Below are 18,198 nucleotides of genomic sequence, written 5' to 3'. Positions count from 1 at the left end.
TCCGGCAACAGGGGAAATCAGTCTTGGTTCAAGCCTAGACGCTCCCGCACCAGAAGCGAAAGCCTGTTTAGCCAGCGCAAAAACGTGTCCCTCTGGCCTGCCCCCTTGCAGGGCGGGGACGGAAAGTTAATTTGCCGCCATGAGCCCGGACGCCAGCGCCCCATCCGACATCGCGACCCGCACCTTTCCCAGCACGGAAGGGGCAACGCCGATGATGGCGCAATTTCTCAGCCTTCGCGCGCAAGTGCCGGCCGAAGCGCTGCTATTCTACCGGATGGGCGATTTCTACGAGCTCTTCTTTGACGATGCGGTACGCGCCGCCGCCGCGCTCGACATCACGCTGACCAGGCGCGGGGAGCATCAGGGCGAGCCCATCGCCATGTGCGGGGTGCCGGTCCACAACGCGCAAATCTATCTTTCCCGCCTGATCCGGGCGGGCTTCAAGGTCGCCATTGGCGAGCAGGTGGAAGACCCTGCAGAAGCCAAGAAACGCGGATCGAAATCGGTGGTGGAGCGGGCGATTACCCGCATCGTCACGCCGGGCACTTTGAGCGAGGATGATCTTCTCGATGCACGCAAGTCCAACCGGCTTGCGGCGCTGGCGCGCGGACCGGCCGGGGACATGGCGCTCGCCTTTGCCGATATTTCCGATGGCAGTTTCGGCTCCATACGGCTGGAGCCGGGCGATATGGAGGCCGAGCTTGCCGCGCTTCAACCGGCCGAATTGCTGGTGCTGGATGATGATGCGCGCACACTGGCGCCCATCCTGCCCGGCACCACGATCACGGCGCGGCCAAAGGCGAAGTTCGAAGCCGGGTCCGCCGAGCGGCGTCTGAATGCGCATTTCGGCACGCTGAGCCTTGACGGGTTTGGTGATTTCTCCCGCACGGAGCTTGGCGCGCTGGGCTGTCTTCTCGATTATCTGGAGCTGTCGCAGGCCGGGGCTGCGCCGAAACTGGCTCCGCCGCGCCATTATGAGGCCGGAGGCTGGCTCGCCATCGATCCGGCGGCGCGGGCAAGCCTGGAGATCGACCGGACCTTGCAGGGCCAGCGCAAGGGTTCGCTGCTGGATGCCATAGACCGCACGGTTACCGCGCCGGGCGCGCGCCTGCTGGCCGAGCAGCTTTCACGGCCTTCCGCCCACAGGGCGGAAATCGAGGCGCGCCTTGATGCGGTGGCGTTTCTGCACGAGCAGGCGGGCTTGCGCGAGTCCTTGCGCGACAGCCTGAAAAGCGCGGGCGATCCGGCGCGCGCCCTGTCACGCCTGTGTCTGGAGCGCGGGGGGCCACGCGATCTTCTGGCGCTGGCGCGCGCGCTGAAAGAGGGCGAGCGCATCAATGCGGCCTTTGCCCGCCTTCGCCATGATGCCTTGCCAGCGGCCATTCAGGGCGCGCTCGACGCGCTATCGCTCGCAGCCCGGCCGGAGCTGGCAAACCTGGTTGAAGAGCTGGCCCGCGCACTGGTGGACGAGCCACCCCTGCTGACGCGCGATGGCGGGTTCGTGGCAGAAGGGTGGGACCCGGCGCTCGATGAGCTGCGCACGCTCAAAGACCAGTCGCGCCGCGTGGTGGCGGGCCTGCAGAAAACCTATGCCGACCAGACCGGGATCACCGGGCTGAAGGTCAAGCACAATAATGTGCTGGGCTATTTCATCGAGGTCAGCGCGCGTCATGGCGAGGCGATGATGGGGGTGGAACCCTTCATTCACCGCCAGACCATGGCCAATGCGGTGCGGTTCTCGACCACCGAGCTTGGCGAGCTGGAATCGAAAATCGCCTCTGCCGCCTCGCGCGCCATCGCTCTGGAGCTGGAGATTTTCGCGCGCTTCTGCGCGCAAGTGGAAGGTCTTGCTGGTCCCGTACGTGCGGCAGGCGAGGCACTGGCCGCGCTGGATGTGTGGGCCGCCGCGGCGCACTGGGCCGTCGAGACGGGCGCGTGCAGACCGCAGATCAGTGATGGCACAGACCTCTTTATCGAGGCGGGCCGTCATCCGGTGGTGGAACAGGCCCTGACCCGGAGCGGCGAGGCGCGCTTTACGCCCAATGACTGCCAGCTGGACGCAGACGCCAAGGCGGCCAGCCGCCTGCTTCTGGTGACCGGGCCGAACATGGCCGGTAAATCCACCTTCCTGCGCCAGTGCGCGATCATCGTCATCATGGCGCAGGCGGGGCTGTTCGTACCCGCACGAACGGTCAGGCTGGGACTGGTGGACCGATTGTTCTCGCGCGTCGGCGCAGCCGATGATCTGGCGCGCGGTCGCTCCACCTTCATGGCGGAAATGATCGAGACGGCAGCCATACTCAATCAGGCAACGCCAAAAAGTCTGGTCATACTGGACGAGATCGGGCGCGGCACCTCCACCTGGGACGGGCTTTCCATTGCGTGGGCCACAGTGGAGCATCTGCATGCGGTCAATCGCTGCCGCGCGCTGTTTGCTACGCACTACCACGAGCTGACACGCCTCGCCGACGAGCTGGACGGGACGGGTAATGTGTCGCTGAAAGCCCGCGAATGGAAGGGCGAGCTGGTCTTCCTGCATGAGGTGGGCCGTGGCCCTGCCGACCGTTCGTACGGGGTGGAAGTGGCCAAGCGCGCCGGTCTGCCCGATGCGGCGGTGCGCCGGGCGCAATCCATCCTCGCCAAGCTGGAATCTGATGGCAGTCCGGCAGCGGCGCTGGCCGAACTGCCGCTGTTTTCCGCCCAGCCAGTACAGGCCCCGCCAAAGCCCTCCAAAGCGCTGGAGCGCCTCAGATCCATTGATCCCGATGCGCTGACCCCGCGCGAGGCGCTGGAGGCACTCTACGCGCTCAAAAACCTCACGAACGAGGACTGAACGCCAGACTGGCGATACCCCGCATTGCAGAGAGGAGACCGGCATGGTCTGGGCACTGAGCATTGACCGCAGCGACATTACCAAGGCCAGCCTGGTGGAGGAGGCCCAGCGCCCCTTGCAGGCCGGAGAAGCCCGGCTTGCCGTCAGCCGCTTTGCGCTGACGGCCAATAATATCACCTATGCGGCCTTCGGTGAGGCGATGGGCTATTGGCGCTTCTTTCCAGGCGCAGACGGGCGCGGACGCCTGCCGGTCTGGGGCTTTGCACAAGTGACCGAGAGCCGCTGCGATGCGCTGAACGCCGGTGAGCGCGTCTATGGCTACCTGCCTGCTGCCAGTGAGCTGATCGTCACGCCCGGCAAGATCCGCCCCGACAGCTTCTTCGATGCCGCACCCCACCGCGCCGAGCTGCCGCCGGTCTATAACCGCTATGAGCGCTGCGCGGCCGCTGCGGGGTATGACGCGGCGCGCGAAGCCGCGCAGATGGTGCTGCAGCCTTTGTTTCTCACCTCCTTCCTCATCGACGCGTATTTGCGCGATACCGGCTTTTCCGGTGCGGCGCGCATTGTGCTGACCAGCGCGTCGAGCAAGACGGCGCTGGCGCTCGCCTTCCTGTTGAAGCGCAACAAACCCGAAGCCTTGCGTATCGAGGCGCTGACCTCGGCGCGCAACGCCGCCTTCGTGCACGCCAGCGGGCTTTATGATGATGTCATCGCCTATGAGGATATCGGGCGGATGGACCCGGAACCAGCCCGGCTGATCGTCGATTTTGCCGGTTCGGCCGAGGTGAACCAGGCGCTGCACACCCGTTTTGGCGAGAATCTGAACGCCAATATCCGCGTCGGCGGCGCCCATTGGGATGACAGCACGCCCGCTTCCGGCCTGCCCGGCCCCCGGCCCGTTTTCTTCTTTGCCCCCGACCATGCCCGTGACCGGATTGCCGAATGGGGACCGGACGGGTTTGCCATGCGTCAGGGCGAGGCGTGGTCCAGCTTTGTTGCTGCGGCCGACAATCTTCTGGCGTGGCGCAGCCTTTACGGGCCGCAAGAAGCACTCTCCGCCTATCAGGCGCTGGTGCGCGGCGATGTGTCCGCCAGCGAAGCGCTCATTGTCGAGGCGGGCGCGCGCTAGCGGGCCACCTCGAAGCGCGCTTCGGCCCCGGCCACGCCAGCCGGGCAGACGACTTCCAGCGTATAGCGCGCCGTCATCTCGCCATATCCGGTGCTCATCCAGCCCTGCATGGGCTGGCGGCTGCCATGATGCAGGCGTGTGCTGCAGGCCGGGTCGGTATGGATATCGAGGGACGGACGGGAGGCGCCAAGGTCTGCGCGCAACTCGCCAGCCCCGGCGGTCTGTGACACATCGATGCCCGGCGCGAAGTGGAACCACTGACTGAAGCCGCCGCGATGCTCCACACGGTCACGGACCACGAGGCTTTCGCCGGGGCGGTAGTATATCTCGCGGGCATGGCGGGCCGCCGGGCCGGGCGGATCGTATGCGCCTGACAGGATAATGGCTCCGTCTTCCTGCCGGGGTTCGCTCGTACAGGCACCGGGAAAGGGCGCGCCACCATCAGGCTGATGGGGTTCGCGGCCACCAAAACTGACCGTGTTGTGCGCCGCGCGCGAGAGCACGAAGGCGCGGCTATCATCAGGCGTGTAACCGTACTTGCCGCTATCGGCGAGGATCAGCCCGTCAAACGCCCACCACTCAAAGCTGAGCTCATCAGGGTGTTTGTGGATGGTGGAATGCCAGCCACAGGTGAAGAACAGGGAATGTGGCTCGTGCGCGCCGCGCACCGAGCGGGCGATGACATAGCCCGCCTGATCGAAATGGCGCAGCAGGATGCAGTTGTCACCATCTTCATCCAGACAGGTGTCGGGCGTTGCGGGCAGGCGCGCATGATCGCTCTCGCGCAGTGTGCGCTCGCTATCGCCAAGGCCGGGCTGGCGTCCGTCAGCATGCAGGAGGAAGGGTGCAGCCGCGCGGGCGCGGGCCAGACCGGCGTCAAAACGCGTGTTCGCATACCAGCCGGTAGAGGCCACGCGCTCGAATACCGTCATCGCAAACCAGTGATAGTCCGGCGAGTGCTCGGCATGCACGCCATCTTCAAGAAACTGGCCAGCGAACAGTTCGTCCATGCGCCGCACCGCAAGCGCTTCGCCTTGTACGCAATCAGGCAACTCGGCCAGCGTCTGGCAAAGAGCCATCAGGCCGTGCGCGGCGAAAATGCCGTGATTATCGTCAGGAATGAAGCCGGGGCGGGTAAGTATCTCCCCGTGGGCGCGCGCCAGCTGGAGAAGATCGCCCCAGGCATCGTTACCGAGCCCGGCACGCCCAGCGCGTGCTTCGCGGATCAGATAGGCCAGCATTGAGGCCCGCAATCCTGTCGCCATGTCCTGCCAGCTCAAAGGCGCCGAGCGGTCTACATGCCAGGCTTTCCAGTCGCGCGCGATGTCGACGGCCCGGTCAAAATACGCCTGATCGTGTTGACGCGCATACTCGCCAGCCAGCGGGTTCAGCATGCGCCAGGCATGCAGCTGGAACTGCCAGTTGAGATCGCCAAACGGATCGGCGCTCCAGTCGAGGGGAAGCGTGTAATGCCATTCAGGCAGATCGCTGCGCGGCCGGAACACAAAATCCATTGCGCGTGCGCGCGCTGCCCTGTTCGAGGCGATCATCAGGGCCGCCGGATCAAGCGCCGGCGCGCCGGACTGATCTCCGGGGCTGGCCGGAAACGCTATATCAGCCTGCAAGAACGGGGGAGCGGGCTCATGGGAGGGCATACCGCACCCCGTGGCCACAAGCAGGATGCCAGCCAGTATTAAACGCCTGCGCATTCCCGCCATCTCCCCGCACACCGATCAGCAAACCCGCTAGCCGCCGATTGCGCCCCAGTCTGCCGCAATGCGAGGGTGTGATACAGCTTGTCTTTTGAAACAGCTCACACAAATCGATGGCTGACGGCGGCCTTCGAAAAGCGTAAGACGCTCCCCATGCGTCTTTCTGCCCTTCCTGCTTCGCTTGACGGCCTGCGCTTGCGCGCGGAGCTGGCCGCTGCCACCCGTGAGGGCTGGGAACAGGCAGCAGCGCGTCAGGCCGGCATTGGCCGGCTCAAAAAATTCATCGCCGCCGGGCGCGCCCATGCCGCGAGCAAGCTGGCGGGCAAGGGCGGCGGGCTGGAGGCGGCACGCGCGCTGTCCGGTGTGATGAATGCCGCCATCCGCGCCCTGTTTGATTCGGTTGCCACCGATTTCGACGAGGCGGGTGCGACCGCGCCGGGCCTTGCCGTGTGTGCGCTGGGCGGCTGGGGGGCGGGCGAGCTGGCCCCGCAATCGGATATCGATCTGCTTTTCCTCACCGGCACGCCGCCGCGCGAAGGGGCCGAGGCCATCGTGGAGCGCATGCTCTACGTGCTGTGGGATTGCGGGCTCAACATTGGCGGGGGCGCGATCCGTACCGTGGACGAGGCGCTGGCGCTGGCTGGCGATGACGTTTCGGAGCGTACCGCGCTTCTCGATCTGCGCTGGGTGTCAGGCGATGAGCGGCTGGTGAGCACGCTGCGCCTCAAATTTGACCGCGCCCACCGCACCCGCGAATCCATTGCGCCCTTCATCGCGGCCAAGCTTTCCGAACGCGATACGCGCGTCGACCGGCAGGGCGATAGCCGCTATGCGGTCGAGCCTAATATCAAGGACGGCAAGGGCGCCTTGCGCGATCTGCAGACCCTGCGCTGGCTGGCGCAGGTGCTCTACGGCAATGACGCGATGGAGCGCTGGGTGGCGAGCGGATTGCTGACCGTTCAGGACGTGGAGCGCTATCTGCGCGCGGAAGACTTCTACTGGGCGGTGCGCTTTCACCTGCATACGCTCAATGGCCGCAAGGATGACCGGCTGACCTTCGATACCCAGCCGGAAATCTCCGCGCTGATGGGCTATGCCGACAGCGAGGACACGCTGGGCGTCGAAGACTTCATGCGCGACTATTTCAAGCGCGCCATTGATGTCGGCGCGCTGACGCGCCTTGTCTGCGCCAAGCTGGAAGCTGATGAGCTGAAAGACCCGCCATCGGGCATTGGCCGTTTCATGCCGGCCGATGGCGTCCAGAAGGGCGATGACGCCCTTGCAGAGGCCGGTTTCGTAGTCCGGTCGGGCAGGCTTGCTTTCGCTGATCCCTCGCGGGTGGAGGAAGACCCGGTCCTGATGCTGACCCTGTTCGAGCTGGCCGCTGCGCGCCATCTCGACCTGCACCCGGATGCGGTGGCGCTGGTTTCGCGTTCATTGCGGCTGGTGGATGACGGCTTGCGCCGCGATGAACGCGCCGCGCGCAGCTTCTTTGCCATATTGCTGGAATCCGACGATCCGCGCATCACCTTGCGGGCAATGACCGAGGCGGGCCTTCTGGGCGCCTATATTCCTGAATTTGGCGATATCGTCGCGCGCACCCAGTTCAACATGTATCACCGCTTCACGGTCGATGAGCACACGCTAAACGCGCTGGGCCTGCTGCGCGAGATCGAGCAAGGCAAGCTGATTGCCGACCACCCGCTGGCAACCCGCATTTTCCCGGAGATCACCCATCGGCGCGCCCTGCATCTGGCCGTGCTGCTGCACGATACCGGCAAGGGCAATGGCGATCAGTGCATTGAAGGGGCAGAGCGTGCGCGCAGCGCCTGCGAAAGGCTGGGCATCGAGGAAGCCGAAACCGAGCTGGTGGCCTGGCTGATCGCCAATCATCTCGAAATGAGCGATGCCGCGCAGCGCCGTGACCTCTCTGATCCGCGCACCGTGCTCGATTTTGCCGGACGCGTCGCGAATATGGAGCGGCTGCGCCTTCTGACCGTGCTGACGGTGGTCGATATCCGCGCCGTGGGTCCCGGCGTATGGAATGGCTGGAAGGCCCAGCTGATCCGCGATCTCTACGAGGCCACAGCCGCCGTGCTGGCAGGCGGCGAGCGCGCTGGTGAGGAGGAGGCGCGCGCCCGGCTGCATGCGCGCGCAGACCGCGCCCGTACCCTGTTCCGCGCTGATATGGAGCGGATAGACCCAGAGTTTGGCGAGCGCTGGATTGCCAGCCTTGATGACAGCTACTGGCTGTCCTTCGCCGAGAGCGACCGGCTGCGCCACGCCGCCTTTGTACGCGCGGCTGAAAGCCGGGGCCGCGATGTGGCGTGCGGGGTGCGCGTGGACAGGCGCCGTTCGGCCGCCGAGGTGCTGATACTGGCGCCGGACCGGGACGGGCTGTTTGCCGATATTGCCGGCGCACTGGCGCTCGCGGGCGCAAACGTGGTCGGCGCGCAGGTTGCCACCACGAGCTGGGGCGCGGCCTTTGACGTGTTTTACGTGCAGGAACAGGGCGGCAAGCCTTATGGCTGGTCAGACCTGTCCGCGCTCGACCGGCTGCGGGCCCGCGTGGAAGAGGCCGCGCGCGGCGGTCTGGGCGGCGAGATCGTGATCCCGGCCCGGCGCGTGGCCCGGCGCGAGGCGGCTTTCACCGTCAGCCCCTATGTGAAGCTGGAAGGTCAGGCGGCCGACGGCGCGCTGGTCATCGAGGCGTCGGGGCGCGACCGCCCCGGCCTGCTACACGATCTGGCGCGTGCGATTACGGATCTGGGCTGTTCCATTCAGGCTGCGCGCATTGACGGCTATGGCGAACGGGCGGTCGATGTCTTCTACGTCACCCAGCAGGGCCGCAAGATTGCCGATCCGGAGACTGAAAAAGCGCTCGCCAGCGCCCTGATGAACGTACTTGGCTCCGGCGAGGCAGGCGCCAGCGGGGCGCCGTCACGCCTGCGCGCCGAAGCGAGCGCGGGACGCTGACACGATGCGGCTCTTACGCAATCTGGGGGTTATCAGCATCCTCACCCTGGTCAGCCGGATAGCCGGTCTGGCCCGCGAGATTCTCACCGCTGCACGGCTGGGTGCCGGGCCGGTGGCCGACACCTTCTTCCAGGCCATGACCATCCCCAACACCTTTCGGCGGGTGCTTGCCGAAGGGGCGTTCAATGCGGCCTTCGTGCCGCTTTATGCGCGCCAGCTGGAGGAGAAGGACCGCGCAGAAGCCGACCGGTTTGCCTCTGAAGCCCTGTCCTTCATGGCGACGTTTACGACCCTTCTCGTTGTCGCTTTTCAGGTGTTTGCGCCATGGCTTGCCTATATCTTCTTTCCCGGCCGGATAGGCGATCCCGATGGCATGATGCTGGCCGTCCTGCTGTTGCAGATCATGATGCCCTACCTGCTGGCCATGGTGGTGACCGCGCTGATCTCCGGCGGGTTGAACAGTAATGGCCGGTTTGCCGCGGCAGCCGGTGCGCCGGTCCTGCTCAATGTCGCCATGATCGGCGTTTTGCTGTTCGATCTGGGCCCGCCCGAAGAGCTGGTCATCTGGCTGGCCGCATCGGTGACAGCTTCAGGCGTGATGCAGGTGGCGCTATTATGGACGGTGGCCATGCGGGCCGGACTGCACTTGCGCCTGCTACCGCCCAAGCTGACCGCGCGCGTAAAGCGCCTCATTGCGCTAGGCATTCCCGGCGCGCTGGCGGCCAGCGCCATGCAGGTCAATATCGTTGTCACCTCGTCCATCGCCACGCTGGAGGAAGGCGCGCGGTCCTGGCTGAACTATGCCGAACGCCTCTACCAGCTGCCTCTGGGCATGATCGGCATTGCGATGGGCATAGCCCTGCTGCCCAATCTGACCCGCCGCTTCCGCTCCGGTGATGAGAAGGGCGGGCATTTTGCCATGAACCGGGCGATTGAAATCGCGCTGGCGCTGACCCTGCCGGCCTCCTTTGCCTTTCTGGCCATCCCGGAGCTGATTACAGCCGGGCTTTACCAGCGCGGCGAGTTTACTCAGCTGGACACGTCCAACACCGCGATCGTGCTGGCCATTGCCGGGCTGGGCCTGCCCGCTTTCGTTCTGGTGAAAGTGCTGGCGCCGGGCTTCTTTGCCCGCGAGGACACCAAAACCCCGATGCGCTTTGCGCTGGCCGCCGTGGCGGTGAATTTCGTGCTTGCCCTCACCCTGTTCTTTGGCGGGCTGGGCTTTGTCGGCCTGGCCATCGCGTCGAGCCTGGCCGGATGGGTGAATGCGGGCCTGCTGGCGATCACGCTGCGCGCGCGCGGGCTATTACGCGTTGATACCCGCCTGATGGGTGCACTGCCGCGCCTCCTGCTGGCCTCGCTCATCATGGCAGGCACGGTCTGGCTATTGGCTGGCCTGGTACCCGGCCTGGTGGCGACGGCGCTGCCCTTGCCGGGGCTGAGCTGGCAGAACCTTACCAGCCTCGGCCTTGTCGTTTTCGCCGGGCTGGCCGTGTTCGGCGGTGCCGGGCTGGCGCTGGGGGCGATAAAGCCCTCTGAACTCGCCGAGGCGCTAAAGCCACAGCGGACCAGCAAAACCCTGCCCGCCAGCGATAGCCGCGATTAACGCCGCGCCTGCGCCTTGAGCCTGACCGTCAGCGCCGCTAAACCGGCGCCTCCTGCAGGTTTGTCTGCGGTACTTCCTGCCTCCTTCATTCGAGCACATGCCCATGAGCGACACCCCCACCGAGTACAAAGGCCCTGAGCGTATCCTGTCGGGCATGCAGCCGACCGGCGCGCTGCATCTTGGCAATTATCTGGGGGCGCTGAAGAACTGGGTGGCGCTGCAGGAGCGCGGCGTGCCCTGCTTCTACTGCGTGGTGGACATGCACGCCATGACCATGCCGCACGATCCGGCCGCCCTGCCCGATGCTGTGCGCAACGTGGCAGCCGCCTATCTCGCCGCAGGCGTCGACCCGTCGCGCAGCGCCGTCTTTGCCCAGTCGTCTGTGCGTGAACACGCAGAGCTTGCCTGGATCTTCAATTGTGTGGCCCGGCTTGGCTGGCTGGAGCGCATGACGCAGTTCAAGGACAAGGCGGGCAAGGACGCCGAGCGCGCGAGCGTCGGCCTGTTCACCTATCCGGTCCTGCAGGCCGCTGACATCCTCGTCTACAAGGCAACCCATGTGCCCGTCGGCGAGGACCAGAAGCAGCATCTGGAGCTGTCGCGCGACATCGCCGCGCGCTTCAACCGCGACTTTGGCAAGGGCGAGGCCGTGTTTCCGCTGCCGGAACCCGTCATCATGCCCGATGGCGCGCGCATCATGTCGCTCAAGGACGGCAGTGCGAAGATGTCGAAATCCGATCCGAGCGACAATTCCCGCATCAATCTGGCTGACGATGCCGACGCGATTGCGCGCAAGATCAGGAAGGCCAAGACCGATCCGGAAGCCCTGCCCGCCAGCACCAAGGAGCTGGAAGGCCGCCCGGAAGCGAAGAATCTCGTCGGCATCTATGCGGCGCTGACCGGCACCAGCAGCCAGGCCGTGCTGGACGAGTTTGGCGGTCAGGGCTTTGGCGTGTTCAAGCCGCGCCTGGCCGAAGTGGCGGTAGAGTTCCTCAGCCCCATTTCAGACACTTATGCGCGCCTTCTGTCTGACCGCGCCGAGATCGACCGCATCCTCGCCGCAGGGGCCGAAAAGGCCCGTGCGGTGGCCGAGCCGGTGATCGCCGAGGCGCGTGATCTTGTGGGCTATTGGCGCGGCTGATCGCCGCGAGGGCCACGAAATTTTCCTGCAGGGCTTGCCTGCCGGGCCGGCGCGCGACACCTATATGGACGATGCGCGCATTGGTCCTCGCGGGCGCGGCCAGACCCGTCAGCGCGCAAGGCCCTGCCGTCCTGTACCGTTTCGCGCCAGCCCTCTGGAGATATTGAAATGACGCTTATCCGTACCCCTGCCTCTCCCGCCACGGCCACCCGGCTGGGCGCTGTCTCGCTGGCTGCACTGCTGCTGGCAGCCTGCGGTGACGCGGCTGCTCCGGGGAGCGTAGATGAGGCGCCCGAAACCACCCCCGCCGCTCACGAGGCCGAGCCTGCCAGCGATATACAGGATGCAGCGCCGGAAGTGGCCGCGCCCACGCTTCTCTCTGGCTGGGTGCGCACCCCGCCTGCGGGCCGCGATGTCACGGCAGGCTATGTCTCCTTGCGCGCAGGCGCAGAGGATGACCAGCTGGTCGGTGCGAGCTCGCCGATTGCCGCCCGCGTGGAACTCCACACGATGGAGGATGATGGCGAGGTGATGCGCATGCGCCAGGTGGAAGCCATTGACCTGCCTGCCGGCGAAACGGTCAGCCTTGCTCCGGGCGGCGATCATATGATGATTTTCGGCGTCGATACCGCGAGCCTTGATGGCGAAATGGAAATGACGCTGGAGTTTGCCAGCGGGGCCACCAGCACGGTGCGCCTGCCGCTTAGCTTCACCGCGCCGGAAGCCGATGCCGGGCCCGCTGATCCGCATGCCGGCATGGACCACTCTGGCATGGATCATGGCGACGCCCACCAGCGCGGCGATTATCACGAGCCCGCACCCGAAGAAGACGCAGGCGAGTAGACACGCCAGCTGAACGCAGAACGCCGCCGGAGACGATCCGGCGGCGTTTTTTGTGTTGAGAACATAAAAAGAACATGTAACTGTGTTGGATATTGTCATCCTGACACAAATCAGCCTAGCGGTGTTACATGAACCAGACCGAATTTTCTGCTTTGCGCCACTCGCTCGGTATGCCGGTCAACGAGATTGCGGCCTTGCTGGGCGTTTCGTCTGCCACAGCTTACCGGTACGAGCGCGGCGAAAGCCTGCCAAGGCAAGGGGAACTAACCCTGCTCAGGAGCATCGCATCTGCTGGAAAGGCGAAGCAATCAAAGCCCTCTGACCGGTTCCGCTTCATCGACCTGTTTGCCGGCATTGGCGGCTTGCGCCTTGGTTTTGAGTCCATAGGCGGGCACTGCGTCTTCACCAGCGAGTGGGACCGGTTCGCCATGCAAACTTACAAGGCCAACTTTCAGGATGACCCGTTCACCCACCAGTATGCGGGTGATATCCGGCCCTATAGTGCCGATCCGTCATTGATCCCGGCACACGACTTGTTGCTGGCCGGCTTCCCATGCCAACCCTTCTCCATTGCGGGCGTATCCAAGAAGAACGCACTGGGCCGGGCGCACGGCTTTGAGTGCGAAGAGCAGGGAAACCTGTTCTTCGATGTCCTCAACATTCTCAAACACCACCGGCCTGCCGCTTTCGTGCTGGAGAATGTCAAGAATCTGGAACGTCACGACAAGGGCCGGACATTTGCCATAATAAAGGATCGGCTCGAGAACGAGTTGGGCTATCACATCGACTGGCGTGTGGTTTCGGCCCGGCCATGGGTGCCGCAGAAGCGCGAACGCATCTTCATTGTGGGTTTCCGGGAAGACACCGGCTTCAAGTTCGATGATTTCGGGAAGCAAATTCCGCCAGAAGCCGAATGGCCTGTGCTGGGCGATATTCTCCAGTCCCACAATGAAGTGGACCCGAAATATACCCTCACCGAACATCTTTGGGGCTATCTGCAAGGCTACAAGGAAAAGCATGCCAGCCAAGGCAACGGGTTTGGCTTCGGTCTCTGCGGCCCTCAGGATGTCGCGCGCACTCTCTCGGCCCGCTACTACAAGGACGGTTCGGAAATCCTGATCGAGCAGCCCGTCGGGCGCCCGCGACGGCTTACGCCAACCGAATGCGCCCGGCTGATGGGTTTTGAGCGTGGGGAGCGGGAATGGAAGATTCCTGTTTCGGACACGCAAGCTTATCGCCAGTTCGGCAACTCTGTTGTGGTACCTGCCGTGGAAGCTGTAGCGCGGCATGTCGAGCCATTTCTGGAGCGCGCGCTTGGCCTGAATATGGAGCAGGCACCGCGTTCCGGCACTGATGGCTGATATCGTCTCTCGCGAAAAACGCAGCCAGATGATGGCTGGTATCAAGGGCAGGGATACCCGGCCCGAAATGCTGGTCCGGCGCGCGCTGCATGCACGCGGATACCGTTTCCGGCTTCACCGCAAGGATCTACCGGGGAAGCCAGATATCGTCCTGCCCAAATACCGGGTTGCCATCTTCGTGCATGGCTGCTTCTGGCACGGCCATGACTGCCATCTGTTCAAATGGCCCAAGACACGGGAAGAATTCTGGCGGGAGAAGATCGGGCGGAACCGGGAGCGGGACGCGGAGGCTATAGTCGCCCTTCAGTTGGACGGTTGGCGAACCTTCGTCTGCTGGGAATGCGCTCTACGACAACAAGGCAATCTTTCCAACCAGTTGGCTGTGCTGGAAGACTTTTTTCAATCAAAACGGTCTAACGGAGAAATCGGTTCTCGTTGTGCCAGTTAAGCGCCTCGTCGACGGGGTGCCATGTTTTCGATTTAGGCAGCAACAGTGACGAATTGGCCAGCTTGGTCAATAGCTTGTTCCGCTCCTGATCAAGTTTTGAGGACACTAGGACCTTCCGTTCTTTCGAAACCGTCCAGAGACCGTTATCAAATGCCCAATGTAGGTCTTTTCTAAGACAAATTCCGTTCCCCAGCACATCTGCGCCGCCGGCCTCAACCGGAATGATGTGCGCAGCATCACAACTGGATGCCCCGGAGGGTGAAAATATTGCTTCGCCGGTCACGGAGCAAAGTCCGCCATAAGCCTTAATGACCGCGCCTCTGAACGCATACGATCTAACTGGTCGCCGGGCGGACGTATCGCGTTGTTCACGTTCCACGAACAGTGGCTGGGGGCGTTCGCTGGTCAATAGCTGGTTTTCAGCTTCATCGATCTCTTCGTTGGCGGTCGGGGCTTGTTCGGGGTGCAAAACGCCAAATTTCCGGCCAGCAATAGCGTGAGCCAATTCGTCGGTCAGTTCCTCCGACCGGATGAGCGTGAGTTGGTAATAGTACTCATCGTCCAAGCTACGCTTGAAGATCGCAACATCTCCTCCCTTGGCCTGGTTTCGCCAATCAGAGAACCCTCCGGTAAGTCTGCGTTCTGGACTACGTTCACCGCCCCACGTCTGAAATTGATATCGGCTTTGCACGATAGCCAGACGTTGAGGGCCTACCCAAAGTTCAAGCGTAACATTCGCGTCAAGTGTGGGAGTTTCAGCAGAAGTCTCTCCCGTCAGGCGCGGAAAGTATTGTTCAAGTGCCTTGGGGACAACAAGACCTCCTTGGTGGCCACTTGCGGCACCAGTATCGTTATTGGCCAGAATCTTGAATACGGGTGCGTCAAAGTCTGCCATACGTCCCCCTAATCCCCGTCCATTTTCAGCGCGGCAATAAAGGCTTCCTGCGGGATTTCGACGCGGCCGAACTGGCGCATCTTCTTCTTGCCGGCTTTCTGCTTGTCCAGCAGCTTGCGCTTGCGGCTGGCATCGCCGCCATAGCATTTCGCCGTCACGTCCTTGCGCAGGGCGGAGAGGGTTTCGCGCGCGATCACGCGCCCGCCAATGGCCGCCTGGATCGGGATTTTGAACATGTGCCGGGGGATCAGGTCTTTGAGCTTCTCGCACATGCCCCGGCCACGCATCTCGGCGCGCGCGCGGTGCACGATCATGGAGAGCGCGTCGACCGGCTCCTCATTGACGAGGATCGACATTTTCACGAGGTCGCCTTCGCGGTGCTCGATGAACTGGTAGTCAAAGCTGGCATAGCCCTTGGTGACGCTTTTCAGCCGGTCATAGAAATCAAACACCACCTCGTTCAAGGGCAGCTCATAGACCAGCATGGCGCGGCTGCCCGCATAGGTGAGCTCTTTCTGGATACCGCGCCGATCTTCACACAGTTTCAGCACACCGCCCAGATACTCGTCGGGTACCAGAATGGTCGCCTTGATCCACGGCTCTGAAATCGTGTCGATACGCACGGGGTCCGGCATATCGGCGGGGTTATGCAGATCAATCACCTCGCCATCGGTCATCTTGATCTTGTAGATCACGGACGGGGCGGTGGTGATGAGGTCTACATCATATTCGCGCTCCAGCCGCTCGCGGATGACCTCCAGATGCAGGAGCCCCAGGAAGCCGCAGCGGAAACCGAAGCCCAGCGCCGCGCTGGTCTCCATCTCGAAGCTGAACGAGGCGTCGTTGAGCGCCAGACGCTCCACCGCGTCGCGCAAATCCTCGAAATCATTGGCATCGACGGGGAAGAGCCCGCAGAACACCACCGGAATGGCAGGCTTGAAGCCTGGCAGCATGGAGGAGGTGGGGCGCTTTTCCTCGGTGATGGTGTCACCGACGCGCGCATCGCGCACCTGCTTGATCGAGGCGTTGAGAAAGCCGATTTCGCCCGGACCCAGCGAATCCACATTCACCTTGGTGGGCCGGAACACACCCACCCCGTCCACATTGTAGTTCGCGCCCGTACCCATCAGGCGCACGCGCATGCCTTTTTTCAGCGTGCCTTCATGGATGCGTACAAGGCAGATCACGCCGAGATAGGCATCATACCAGCTATCCACGAGCAGGGCCTTGAGCGGCGCATCGGGATCGCCGGCTGCAGGCGCCGGCAGGCGGTGCACGATGGCTTCGAGAACCTCCTCAATGCCCAGCCCGGTCTTGGCGGAGATTTCCAGCGCGTCATGCGCCTCAATGCCGATCACATCCTCGATCTGGGCGCGCACCCGGTCGGGTTCGGCGGCCGGCAGGTCGATCTTGTTGAGCACCGGCACGATTTCCAGATCGACCTCGATCGCGGCATAGACATTGGCGAGTGTCTGGGCTTCCACGCCTTGCGCGGCGTCCACGACCAGCAGCGCGCCCTCGCACGCCGAAAGCGAGCGCGAGACTTCGTAGGCGAAGTCCACATGGCCGGGCGTGTCGATCAGGTTCAGGACGTATTTCTCGCCATTGCGGGCGGTGTAATCCAGGCGCACGGTCTGCGCCTTGATGGTGATGCCGCGCTCGCGCTCCAGCTCCATATTGTCGAGCACCTGCTCCTTCATCTCACGGTCGGTCAGCCCGCCGGTGAACTGGATCAGCCGGTCAGCGAGCGTCGATTTGCCGTGGTCGATATGGGCCACGATGGAGAAATTGCGGATATTGGCGGGATTGGTGCTCATGGGCGGGGAAGTAGCACCGCAAGGGCCTTGCGCCAAGCGCATTGCGCGGCACGGCATGCGGGACTTTAAATCGTCACGATTTGCGGCTTATCTGTTACCGGGATCGGGTGTGACAGGGGGCGAGAGTCCGCCCGACAAGGATATCCATGAATATTTCGCGCCTGGTGTATGTCAGCACGGCCCATCCGGACCTTATGCTGACCGATATTGATGCCATTGTGGACACGGCGCGTGCCCGCAACGAAGCAGAAGACATAACCGGACTTCTGATATTTAACGGCTTCAATTTCATGCAATTGCTCGAAGGCCCGCCTGACAGCGTGGAGCGGGTATTTGGCTCCATATGCAAGGACACCCGCCATAGCGGCGTCGTGCGTGTCCTGTCTGGCAGCGCCGGGGAGAGGGTGTTTGGCGGCTGGGCCATGGCCTATGCGCGCACGGCATCAGGGGATGGTGCGGGCGCGTTCGCCCTGACAACGGATTCGCTCAAAGCCCATCTGCCCGAAAACCTGTCGCCGGAACTGCATATGCTGTTTGTCAGCTTCAACACCATGTCCAGCTTCCAGATGGCGCCGCCTGCAGGCGAGGATATCCAGCCCGCCCAGTAGGGAACGAACTGGCGCACTCGCGCATTCTTCGGGGAAGCCTGCCCGGTCCGCCCTGTCCTTAATTGCGCCTTAACCAAGGCGCAGCATGGATGGACGGAAGGGGGCTGACAGGTGGTGGGCCGGTCCCGGCCCTGCCCGTCTTTCGCGGAGATTACCATGATGCGCCTTACCTCGATTTCCAGCCGTGATGCCCGGCTTGCGGCCATTGCCGCTGCTTTTGGCATGGTCATGGCTGCCTGCGCCTCGGCTCCGGCCAATACCGCGCAAAGCCAACCCGCCCAGCCTGCCGCTGAGCCGGACGCGCAAGTCCAGTCCGAGCGCGAAACCTATACCAGCACCGAGATCGTTGAGGCCGTGTCGGACTTCTTCGGCGTCACGGCTGAAGCCGCCGGTGTTCTGGTGGAGCGCATCTTCTCCGATCTGGGCGAGCCGGTCGGCTATATCATCGGTGAAGAGGCGTCCGGCGCGGTCGGTGTCGGCCTGCGTTATGGCCAGGGCGATATGGTCCTGCGCGGCGAGACCGGCACCCAGCGGGTGTACTGGCAGGGGCCGTCGGTCGGGTTTGATGCCGGCGGCAATGCCAGCCGGGTCTTTACCCTCGTCTATAATCTCGACCAGCCTGACCGGATCTATCAGCGCTTTCCGGGTGTCGAAGGCACGGCCTATTTCGTGGCCGGGATGGGCGTGAACTATCAGCGCGCCGACTATATCACGCTGGCCCCGATCCGCTCTGGCGTCGGTTTCCGCGCCGGTGCGAATGTGGGCTATCTGGCCTATTCGCGCCGCCGTAATATCCTGCCCTTCTAGGCATATCGCCATCCCCCGCCCA

The 18,198-nt window shown here is 63.6% G+C and carries 14 protein-coding genes; 11 read left to right on the top strand and 3 right to left on the bottom strand.

Going from position 1 to position 18,198, the window contains the following annotated elements; translation table 11 throughout:
- The first annotated feature begins 139 nt into the window (after window positions 1–139).
- Together mutS and AB6B38_RS11515 are read left to right on the top strand one after the other, a co-directional pair.
- Window positions 140–2,833: a DNA mismatch repair protein MutS gene (mutS, locus tag AB6B38_RS11520; protein ID WP_371392998.1), complete on the top strand. Its 2,694-nt coding sequence runs from the start codon at window positions 140–142 to the stop codon at window positions 2,831–2,833.
- Between the two features lie 43 nt (window positions 2,834–2,876).
- A complete protein-coding gene (locus AB6B38_RS11515; RefSeq protein WP_371392997.1) occupies window positions 2,877–3,962 on the top strand; it encodes a DUF2855 family protein in 1,086 nt (361 codons plus the stop codon).
- Here AB6B38_RS11515 and AB6B38_RS11510 read toward each other — a convergent pair.
- Window positions 3,959–5,671 (bottom strand): heparinase II/III family protein, encoded by a 1,713-nt coding sequence (locus tag AB6B38_RS11510; RefSeq protein ID WP_371392996.1) that lies wholly within the window; start codon window positions 5,669–5,671, stop codon window positions 3,959–3,961. The genes AB6B38_RS11515 and AB6B38_RS11510 overlap by 4 nt on opposite strands.
- A gap of 156 nt (window positions 5,672–5,827) precedes the next feature.
- Between AB6B38_RS11510 and AB6B38_RS11505 the strand changes: the two genes are divergently transcribed.
- The 7 genes from AB6B38_RS11505 to AB6B38_RS11475 all read left to right on the top strand — a co-directional run bounded on the left by AB6B38_RS11505 (window position 5,828) and on the right by AB6B38_RS11475 (window position 14,049).
- Window positions 5,828–8,650, top strand: coding sequence for a [protein-PII] uridylyltransferase (locus AB6B38_RS11505; RefSeq protein WP_371392995.1), 2,823 nt, complete (start codon window positions 5,828–5,830; stop codon window positions 8,648–8,650).
- A 4-nt stretch (window positions 8,651–8,654) separates the two neighbouring features.
- Window positions 8,655–10,256, top strand: a complete 1,602-nt coding sequence (gene murJ / locus AB6B38_RS11500) for a murein biosynthesis integral membrane protein MurJ (RefSeq protein ID WP_371392994.1) — start codon at window positions 8,655–8,657, stop codon at window positions 10,254–10,256.
- Between the two features lie 103 nt (window positions 10,257–10,359).
- Window positions 10,360–11,397 carry a tryptophan--tRNA ligase gene (gene trpS / locus AB6B38_RS11495; protein WP_371392993.1) on the top strand — a complete coding sequence of 346 codons (1,038 nt, stop codon included), beginning with the start codon at window positions 10,360–10,362 and terminating at the stop codon, window positions 11,395–11,397.
- The gene (locus tag AB6B38_RS11490; RefSeq protein ID WP_371392992.1) at window positions 11,375–11,569 is read left to right on the top strand and encodes a hypothetical protein; all 195 of its coding nucleotides are present in this window, start codon (window positions 11,375–11,377) and stop codon (window positions 11,567–11,569) included. Before trpS ends, AB6B38_RS11490 begins: the two co-directional genes overlap by 23 nt.
- A complete protein-coding gene (locus AB6B38_RS11485) occupies window positions 11,566–12,240 on the top strand; it encodes a copper chaperone PCu(A)C (RefSeq protein ID WP_371392991.1) in 675 nt (224 codons plus the stop codon). The genes AB6B38_RS11490 and AB6B38_RS11485 overlap by 4 nt, the downstream gene beginning before the upstream one ends.
- A 128-nt stretch (window positions 12,241–12,368) precedes the next feature.
- Complete coding sequence (dcm, locus tag AB6B38_RS11480) at window positions 12,369–13,601, top strand: DNA (cytosine-5-)-methyltransferase (protein ID WP_371392990.1); 1,233 nt, start codon at window positions 12,369–12,371, stop codon at window positions 13,599–13,601.
- Window positions 13,594–14,049, top strand: coding sequence for a very short patch repair endonuclease (locus AB6B38_RS11475; RefSeq protein WP_371392989.1), 456 nt, complete (start codon window positions 13,594–13,596; stop codon window positions 14,047–14,049). Before dcm ends, AB6B38_RS11475 begins: the two co-directional genes overlap by 8 nt.
- Here the strand turns inward: AB6B38_RS11475 and AB6B38_RS11470 are convergent.
- Both AB6B38_RS11470 and lepA read right to left on the bottom strand, forming a co-directional pair.
- Window positions 14,015–14,944: an HNH endonuclease gene (locus tag AB6B38_RS11470; RefSeq protein WP_371392988.1), complete on the bottom strand. Its 930-nt coding sequence runs from the start codon at window positions 14,942–14,944 to the stop codon at window positions 14,015–14,017. The two genes, AB6B38_RS11475 and AB6B38_RS11470, sit on opposite strands and share 35 nt — an antisense overlap.
- A gap of 8 nt (window positions 14,945–14,952) precedes the next feature.
- Window positions 14,953–16,761 (bottom strand): translation elongation factor 4, encoded by a 1,809-nt coding sequence (gene lepA, locus AB6B38_RS11465; RefSeq protein ID WP_371392987.1) that lies wholly within the window; start codon window positions 16,759–16,761, stop codon window positions 14,953–14,955.
- Window positions 16,762–16,907: 146 nt separating this feature from the next.
- Between lepA and AB6B38_RS11460 the strand changes: the two genes are divergently transcribed.
- Together AB6B38_RS11460 and AB6B38_RS11455 are read left to right on the top strand one after the other, a co-directional pair.
- Entirely contained in the window at window positions 16,908–17,369 is a 462-nt protein-coding gene (locus AB6B38_RS11460) for a BLUF domain-containing protein (protein WP_371392986.1), read from the top strand.
- A gap of 156 nt (window positions 17,370–17,525) precedes the next feature.
- Entirely contained in the window at window positions 17,526–18,176 is a 651-nt protein-coding gene (locus tag AB6B38_RS11455) for a DUF1134 domain-containing protein (protein WP_371392985.1), read from the top strand.
- Window positions 18,177–18,198: the final 22 nt, after the last annotated feature.

The organism is Glycocaulis abyssi, from assembly GCF_041429775.1.
In the GTDB taxonomy this organism is placed as follows: domain Bacteria; phylum Pseudomonadota; class Alphaproteobacteria; order Caulobacterales; family Maricaulaceae; genus Glycocaulis; species Glycocaulis abyssi.
Note: the sequence above shows the minus strand (reverse complement) of the source record. Positions and strands in the feature narration are given on the sequence as shown.